This window comes from Floridaenema aerugineum BLCC-F46, from assembly GCF_041929345.1.
Taxonomy (GTDB): Bacteria; Cyanobacteriota; Cyanobacteriia; order Cyanobacteriales; family Aerosakkonemataceae; genus Floridanema; species Floridanema aerugineum.
Genome location: NZ_JBHFNQ010000002.1, coordinates 1 through 6,796, shown reverse-complemented (window position 1 = coordinate 6,796; position 6,796 = coordinate 1). Strand labels below are relative to the sequence as shown.

At 50.9% G+C, this 6,796-nt stretch carries 7 protein-coding genes; 6 read left to right on the top strand and 1 reads right to left on the bottom strand.

The genetic code is table 11. The features are described from left to right. Positions 1 to 76, bottom strand: a 76-nt coding sequence (locus tag ACE1CC_RS00070; RefSeq protein ID WP_413268434.1) for a MerR family transcriptional regulator, incomplete at its 3' end; no start/stop codon positions are given. Positions 77 to 268: 192 nt separating this feature from the next. On the opposite strand from ACE1CC_RS00070, the gene ACE1CC_RS00065 reads away from it, so the two are divergent. The 6 genes from ACE1CC_RS00065 to ACE1CC_RS00040 all read left to right on the top strand — a co-directional run bounded on the left by ACE1CC_RS00065 (position 269) and on the right by ACE1CC_RS00040 (position 6,496). Beyond that, positions 269 to 1,549 carry a PrsW family intramembrane metalloprotease gene (locus ACE1CC_RS00065; RefSeq protein WP_413268433.1) on the top strand — a complete coding sequence of 427 codons (1,281 nt, stop codon included), beginning with the start codon at positions 269 to 271 and terminating at the stop codon, positions 1,547 to 1,549. Between the two features lie 73 nt (positions 1,550 to 1,622). Next, positions 1,623 to 2,048 (top strand): hypothetical protein, encoded by a 426-nt coding sequence (locus ACE1CC_RS00060; RefSeq protein WP_413268432.1) that lies wholly within the window; start codon positions 1,623 to 1,625, stop codon positions 2,046 to 2,048. Beyond that, a complete protein-coding gene (locus ACE1CC_RS00055; protein WP_413268431.1) occupies positions 2,038 to 3,210 on the top strand; it encodes a lipase family protein in 1,173 nt (390 codons plus the stop codon). Before ACE1CC_RS00060 ends, ACE1CC_RS00055 begins: the two co-directional genes overlap by 11 nt. Positions 3,211 to 3,261: 51 nt before the next feature. Further along, complete coding sequence (locus ACE1CC_RS00050) at positions 3,262 to 4,791, top strand: alpha/beta fold hydrolase (RefSeq protein ID WP_413268430.1); 1,530 nt, start codon at positions 3,262 to 3,264, stop codon at positions 4,789 to 4,791. Between the two features lie 252 nt (positions 4,792 to 5,043). Beyond that, on the top strand, positions 5,044 to 5,526 hold the full coding sequence (locus ACE1CC_RS00045; protein WP_413268429.1) for a hypothetical protein: 483 nt from the start codon (positions 5,044 to 5,046) through the stop codon (positions 5,524 to 5,526). Between the two features lie 103 nt (positions 5,527 to 5,629). Next, a complete protein-coding gene (locus ACE1CC_RS00040; RefSeq protein ID WP_413268428.1) occupies positions 5,630 to 6,496 on the top strand; it encodes a CPBP family intramembrane glutamic endopeptidase in 867 nt (288 codons plus the stop codon). Positions 6,497 to 6,796 lie beyond the last annotated feature (300 nt).

Genomic DNA, 6,796 nt, shown 5'->3' with positions numbered 1-6,796 from the left:
TGCCTTCCTGCTCCCATCTACGAAGTGTCGATGCCGAAACTCCAACCAAATCTCCAAATTCTGAAACCTTCCACATAACTTACTCATAATAGGCAACTATAAGTAAGTTTAGTTAATAATTTGCCGATTTAGTCAAGCTCTTTTCTTCTTTGCCCACAGTCCAAAAGAAAGATTACATTTATGAAGATTACGGTATCACAGAATACAAAAGCCAAAAGCGATCGCTATGAGAGGAAAAACTTCTTGGTTTACTGATTAAATTAATTCCATGAATAAAATAACATCTACTGAAATTGCCCACATTCTCTACGGTTCGCCCTTGAGCCGTCCTAAAAATGCGATCTTTGCCATCATTGTTCTGGTGGTGCTGTTACTAGCCAGTACGTTTTCGTTATTCCGTGTCTACTTTTCGACCCTCTCCCCAGCGGCTGTTCAGGTTTACATTATTGGCTTGCTGGGCACGTTCCTGGTGACGCTGTTCCCCCTTGCCATCCTGTGGTTTCTCGATCGACGTGAACCAGAATCTCGCTGGCTTTATCTGATTGCCTTACTGTGGGGGGCGCTGATTTCCTCTGGAATTGCCTTTCCCACTAACAACGTTTTCTTCAAGAGTATAGGTGATTTTGTGGCGCTTCACCCTGAGATCAAAGGCGTTTTGGGCGAAGATGCCGTGATGCTGCTGACGGCTCCAATTGCAGGGCCACTTGTGGAGGAAACAGCCAAAGGGCTGGGAGTTTTGCTTTTGTTCTGGCTATTCCGAAGTGAGTTTGATAATGTGCGCGACGGCTTCATTTATGGAGCATTGGTCGGCATTGGCTTTAATTTGCAGGAAACTCCGTTTTACATCACCAAAGAATTTATCAGCACAGGAGACATCCCGCTGTATTATCAAATCGCCGATCGCTTGGCGATATTTGGGTTTGCGGGTCATCCCCTATTTACAGGTTTGTTTGGCGCATGGCTGGGGTTAGCCCGTCAAACCACCCGTCGCTGGTTGCGCTATGCGGCTCCGGTGGGAGGCTGGCTGCTGGGGTTTTCGGCTCATTTCCTCAACAATATGATCGGGTTGACGATCGCACTGGTTATCTATTTTCAGACGGGCAAACCTGTGGCTGATACACCCGCGACTGTCACCCCAGCTGTGGTGGCACCTTTCCTGAATCAGTGGGTACAGCATAGCGTCATAAAACTGGTGACTTATTTCCCGTTTTTCTTGATTGTGGGCGTGATGCTCTGGCAGAGCGGCATTTGGGAGCGGAATGTGATTCGAGAACAGCTTGCCGATGAACAGGAACCTGTGATTACGCCGGGAGAGTATGAAGCCGTGAAGCGCGATCGCATCTTCCAGACTCGCCGCATTCCAGGATACAATCGCCGCACTTGTGCCGCCATTGTGCGAGCGCAGAATGAACTGGCATTTCGCAAATGGCGGGTGCAGCATCAGGGTCAGGATGTAGAAACCGATACCCTGGTAACATCCTGGCGTGAAGAATTGCTGCGCCTGCGTGATGCAAAAATGCTAAACCAGCCCAGTAGTCAAACAGTTTAGTGGAGAGGGTGTATGCTTCACCCCAGTCCTAATGTCTGATTTCAATCTCAGGAGCTTATCAATCGCGATCGCTATGGATCATCCCGAAGCAGTTAACTTAAAAGCCCGCAACTTGATTCTGGATTATGCGCTGGGTGCGGCGATCGTTGCTCTGCTGCCAATTCCCAACATTGGCTTATTGCAAGCGATCGTCCTGGTGCTGCTCAACGTTTTGCTGGTGATTGGGATTGCCCGCCTCTGGCAGTTCCAGAAAGGAGGCGATCTCTTAGCCAGGGTTGGCATTCTGTTTGGTATCGCTGGCGCAGTTTTGATGGGGTTCCTCGCCTGGTTATTGACAGTGGCAGTGGGAGTCGTTGTGCCGCTGATTGGGGCGTTAGCACCTGGAATGGTTGCCTTCTCTTATTTCTGGGGTGTGGGGCAAGCGGTCAATCATTTCTATGTGAGCAAATTATCTTTAACCTCAGATCGTCCTCCATCCGGTGAGCAAGATGAGATTTAACCGCCGATTTTTACTCTGGTCTGGATTAGGCACTACGATCGCAGCAGTATTTGGGCGCGAACAGTTGCAGCAGCAAGCGTTGCAAGCTGAACAAGCTAAACTGCGGCAATTGTACGATCCAACTCAACTGGTACAATCTGCCTTTGGCGCTGACCTGACTGCAATTAAAGATTTGGTCGCTGTGCAACAGAGTGCTAAATTGCGATCGCCGACCATTCCCTACAACCGCGAGTGGTCTAAGCTGTTGATTACTGGCAGCAAGCTCTGTACCCAGCAATATCTCAAGGGTAAATATGACGCGAATTATGACGGTAGGATTTCTGTCTTACCATTCTATACAACGGGCTTTAGACCCTTTCGCCAAATTACATCCTTTAAAGCAGCCGAACGAGTGGAAGAGGCGATTTCCTTTGAAGTTCCGCTCGCAGCGTTAGCAAACACTCCTGACACCCTGAATGAACTGGGCGATCGCGTCAACCAAACAAAAGATATCATTCAGAATCAAGTCAAGCAGGTGGTGAATTTGAAACAACAAATCCCGGTTTATTACGGGTTTTTGTTGTCTTCTCCCAAGATGAATATCCTAATGTTTCGAGGGACTCAGCGCCAACTGGAATGGTTAGAAAATATCCTGGCGATTCAACAGAACTATGTTCATCCAGTAAATGGAACTGCGATCGGTAAAGTTCACTCCGGCATTTATAACTTTTATCAAACGCATTTAGCCGCAGCCGTCAAGAAAGCAGTTCAATCCTTAGATCCTAAGAAACCGCTGATAATTTCTGGACACAGTTTGGGGGCGGCTCTGACGACCTTTGCCGCGATCGATCTAGCCCTGATTTTCCCAGAGTTGCGACCCAGTATTCAGGTTTATACCTACGCGGGTCCCCGGTTAGGCAACAAGGCTTTTGTGGAAGCCCACAGCCAGTTGCTTCCCAATCACTATCGCATCACCAATCTGGCAGACATGATTCCCATGCTGCCCCTGAGTAAACTACTCAAGGATGACTTTGTGCACGTGGGAGAGTCATGGTCGTTTCTTTCCCAACAGGGCGACATTATGCCCAATCATTTTGTGGAAACTTATCGCCAAGCCATTGAGCAAGGAGCAGAAACCCGGTCAGATAAGGGCTTTGATAATTTACGAGTGCGTTTGTCGTAGAAAACTGGATTTGCGATCGGGTAAAGAGCGATGATTTTTTAGGAGTGATTGATGAAGTTTTCTCTAACACGGTTGGGTCAATTTACAGCCCTCGTGGTGACGGCGATCGCCACCAGTGTTGCCGCCACCGCTAGCAACCGCAGTCCGTTTGGCCCTGCATGGGAGCCAGCTGACTGCTCTACATTTGGACTGGTGCCACTGGTCGCCGCCTTGTCAGACTGTGGCTATGTCACCGTGCCTGAGCACCACAGCCAGCCCAACGGTCGCACGATTCAACTGGCTGTCGTGCGGACTCGCAGCATTGGTGACAACCCGGCCCCAGACCCGCTGATGATGGAACAGGGTGGGCCGGGCGGTTCAACGATTGGATTATTTCCCAGCAAAATCGTACCTTTCACCAACGTTGGGACAGCGATTTTGCAGCAACGGGATATGGTGTTTGTGGAACAGCGCGGCACGCAATTTTCCCGTCCGGCGTTGACCTGTCCAGAGCGGGTTGATCACAACGTTGCGGTTGCCAAGGGTAAATTGGAATTTAGTGATCCAGGCTGGATTACAGCCTGTCGCGATCGCCTCGCCGCTACGGGAGTAAACTTTAGTGCCTTCAATAGCATCGAAAATGCTGCTGATTTGTACGTTGTTGCCGAGGTTCTGGGTTACGAGCAGTTTAACTTTTATGGCGCTTCCTATGGGACGCTGCTGGGGCAGTATGTGCTGGCGCAAGCCGACCAGCACAAGGCAAAACTCCGTAGTGTGATTCTGGATGGAGTAGTCAGACCTGATGTTGACTTTAATTTGGGGAGTTCCTACTCCATCAGTCAGGCGCTTCGCAATGTGTTTGCCGCCTGCGCCCAGGATGCCCAATGCAACCAGACCTACCCCGACCTGGAAAGGGTTTTTTCGTCATTGATCGATCGCCTCAACCAGCACCCCATTCCTGCCAAACTCACCATTCCCAACACCCAAAAAACCTTTGACGTTTTATTGGATGGCAAAGACCTTGCCTATGCCATTGTGCCTTACTTATACAGCACAGAAGACAGTCGTTTCCTGCCCCGCAACCTTTATCGGGCAGCAAACAGCAATGATTTTGCCTGGGCTGAGGAGAAGCTTTCGGCAGGGTTGGCAATGGATGAGGCCGAAGGTATGTATAGCGCAGTTCTCTGTGTTCGGGCTGCTTCTGTCACGGTCGATCCGGCCACGTTGTTTCCACCCCCCTATCCCCAACTTGCTTTTTTTGGTTCCCAGGAAAAAGCCCTCGTCGATCGCTCCTGTGAAGTACTCCAGGTCGAATTGGAGCCTCCCTTTGCCTACAAAAACACCGAGGTTCCAACGCTGGTGTTTAACGGTCAATTTGACCCGGTTACACCCGAAGTCTATGGCAAAGCCGTCGCCAGCAACCTGAAAAACTCCTACGTCTATACCTTTTCGGGTGTCGGTCACGTTTCTCTGGTGGCAAAGGCCAACACGACCGGTGCCGCCTGTGCCCAGGCGATCGCCCTCGCTTTCCTGACCAATCCCAACCGCGCACCCGACTCTCGCTGCCTTGCCCAGGTCAAACCTGTTTTTGAGTATGAATAAGGAAAAACGAGCATGACACTACTATCGAACCAGAAAATCCGTTTATTCAGGGTATCTTTACGCCTCTGACTGGAAAGACCGCACTCACGCCTTATATTATCGATGAATTTGGCATCGGTTTGACCTTGGTTGCCGTATTAGTGGCTTATTTCTTCTGGGGAAAGCGAGCAGAATTACCAGAAAGAGTCGCTGCTAAATAGACTCTGAGCTACTCAACAGGAACTGTACTGGACATAAAACCCTCTGAGAACTATGAACCCATCCCCTCTCCCATCTAACTACACGGATCTTGTTAACCTCTACGGGCAGCCCAGTCAGGCGGGATTTGGCAGTGCCGTGTTTGATGAAATCATTGAACCAGGAACAGATCTAGAACCTATTGCGTTGCGATATTATCAACACTTTGTCGGTAAGCTCTGGGAGCAGTTTGGCGCAGATGCCTGGATGAGTACCTGGAAACAGGTCTATGCCCGGACTGGCGATGTCACGCCGGATATTGTGGCAGAACTGAGGGCGATCGCCGATCCAGCAGCGGCTCACTTTGTCCCCGTCTTGCTGCTGGCAGACACTGACGATCGCACCAAAGCAGAGCAAGCATTGGCAGCCGTTTTTGATAATTCACAGGTCAGTGACTTGAGGGTATACGCGATCGGTGATGGTGCCGCCCTATCCGGCTTGCTTGTGGCTGGATACCGTCCAAACGAAATCACGATTCTGATTTCGTTAATTGATTGAAGTTAGTAAGTTGGGTTGAAGCACGAAACCCAACCTCCGCAAGGGTTACGCTACGCTAACCCACCCTGCAATGAAATTATCCTTTCCTAACTGGAGATCGTCAATGGATACACAAACCGATTCAAAAATCCGCCTGTTACTACGCATCCTGCGTTTCCCGCTTACCCGCCTGCTGCTGCTATCCTACATCCTGTTCTACGTGACTTTTTCAGGCAAATTATTCATCCAGACGTTCACCCCAAGCCCGGTGCCATCCCTGATCGTGGGCTTGTTGACCGTCGCGAACCTGCTGCTGGTGTATGTGAGCTTCGCGCATTTCGTGGAACGCCGATCGGTCAGCGAACTGACCCTACCCGGTATGGGTCGCGAACTCGGCTTCGGCCTGTTGCTCGGCTTTGGCCTGTTCACCACCTGCGTTTTGATCGCGATGGTTCTCGGCCTCTACCGCATCGAGGGTATCGACAGTTGGCAGCAGGTTCTGCCGACAGGGGGTGCGCTGGTGACTCCTGTCGGCGAGGAGATGCTGTTCCGGGGTGTGGTGTTTCGCATCTTTGAGGAAGTGTTCGGCGGCTGGGTGGCGCTGATCGTCTCGTCCGTGGCGTTTGGCCTTACGCATAGTGGGAACGAAGGTGAAACCCTCGCAGGCATTGCATCCATCGCCATTGTGTTCGGCCCGATGCTAGCCGCGCCCTTTATGGTCACCCGTCGCCTGTGGATGGGCATCGGCCTCCACGGAGCCTGGAACTACACGATGGGCAAGATTTTCTCCGGCTCCGTGTCCGGCGGTCAAACCGGGCAAGGCTTGTTCAAGACCACCTTCGTAGGCCCGGAACTGCTCACAGGCGGCAGTGCTGGCATGGAGGGCTCGCTGATTGCCATCCTGGTGTCTGCTACAGCCAGCGTGATATTGCTGATCCTGGCGGTTCGGCGTGGCAAGATCGTGCCGCCGTCCTGGAAGCGCAGGGCTTGAGCCGGAGTCCGGCATGGATGGTGCGTCCCGGCGTTCAGGGGGTGACAACGGGGCTGAAACGCTTTTGAATCAAGGTTTCAGGCTGGTTACGCTACCCAAAAAATTTCAGCTTATTGACAGGCTTATTGACAATGAATAGGCAGACTTTGAGCCTAAAACGACCTGACGGGGTGACAACAATCGGTAAACCCCTTACTGCGTGCGGGGTTTACCGATTGTTGTCAAAAAAAAAGAGGTCTGCTATTCTCAAGAAGACCTAATTAACGAAAATAATGAATTTATTACCATTATTTTACACCG